The sequence below is a fragment of the Bradyrhizobium sp. Crot121 genome, assembly GCF_059512385.1.
Window position 1 is genome coordinate 1 of record NZ_JCAMOR010000240.1, and the last position, 1,367, is coordinate 1,367.

Sequence of the window (1,367 nt, forward strand, 5' to 3'; positions counted from 1 at the left end):
TATGCCCAACAAATCTCCCCGTGTTTTCAGCCGAGAGTTCAAGCTCGAAGCGGTCCGCCGCATTCTGGCGGGCGAGCGAATCAAGGCGCTTTCAGAAGAGCTGAAGGTGCTGCGCAAGGATCTCTATGCATGGCGCGATCTATTTCGCGCCGGCGGGGCGGAGGCGCTGCGGCCGTTGGGGCGTCCGCGCAAGAGCGATGCGGTTGCACCGAGCGTGAGGGCGCGGGCGCGTGATGTTGCGGCGGCCGACCGTGGCGCGCCCGAGCGCATTGCCGAACTTGAGCGCAAGATCGGCCAGCAGCAGATTGAACTGGATTTTTTTCGGCAAGCCTTGCGGCGGGTCAAGGAAGCACGCCGGCCGAGCAGCGGGCCTGGCGTGACGGGGTCTACGCGGTCATCCAAGCGATGACGACCTCCCCGCGGCAAGGCGAGCTGACGATCGAACGGATGTGCCGATTGGCTGGCGTCAGCCGGGCCGGCTATTATCGGCATTGGGCGGCTTCCGCCCCACGTGCCGAAGAAACCGCCGTGCGAGACGCGATCCAGCGGCTGGCGCTTGCCTACAGGCATTACGGCTATCGCCGGATCGCCGCGCAGTTGCGCCGCGAGGGCTTTGCGGTGAACCGCAAACGCGTGCTGCGCCTGATGCAGCAGGATAATCTGCTGTGCTTGCGGCAGCGGCCGTTCGTGCCTGTCACGACGGACTCGCGCCACCCGTGGCACGTGGTATCGAACCTGGCCCGCGCCATGGTGCCTGATGGCCTCGACCAGCTCTGGGTGGCGGACATCACCTACATCCGTCTGCAGGAGGAGTTCGCCTATCTCGCCATCGTGCTCGACGCCTTCAGCCGGCGGGTGGTCGGCTGGGCCCTGGAGACGCACCTGGAGGCGCGTCTGGCGGTCACCGCGCTCTCGATGGCGCTGGCGGCGCGCCAACCCACGCCTGGCAGCCTGATCCACCACTCCGATCGCGGCATCCAATACGCCTGCGGCGACTACACCGAGCTCCTCCGGCAGCACGACATTGCTCCCAGCATGAGCCGGGTCGGCAATCCCTACGACAATGCCAAGGCGGAGAGCTTCATGAAGACCCTCAAGCAAGAGGAGGTCAACGGCCAGACCTACCGCGATGCGCCGCATGCCAGAAATGCGATCGGCGCCTTCATCGAGGAGGTGTACAATCGCCAACGGCTGCACTCGGCCCTGGCTTACCAGCCGCCAGCCGAGTTCGAAGCAAATTTACCAGGTTGCGGGGGCTGCTGCGCAGCAGCCCCGCAACCTGGCCGTAACCCATCAACCCGCCCTGCCGCCTCAAGCGGCGGGCACCTGTCCCTGATTATCGTGTCTCACGATAAGGGTGCACTTCA

General features: G+C 65.5%; 2 protein-coding genes. Both read left to right on the top strand.

What is annotated here, in order from left to right; genetic code table 11:
• The coding region (locus AC5ZGW_RS46275; RefSeq protein ID WP_130231946.1) for a helix-turn-helix domain-containing protein at positions 1-409 on the top strand (409 nt) is incomplete at its 5' end.
• Positions 406-1,367, top strand: a 962-nt coding sequence (locus AC5ZGW_RS46280; protein WP_474419832.1) for an IS3 family transposase, incomplete at its 3' end; no start/stop codon positions are given. The genes AC5ZGW_RS46275 and AC5ZGW_RS46280, both read left to right, overlap by 4 nt.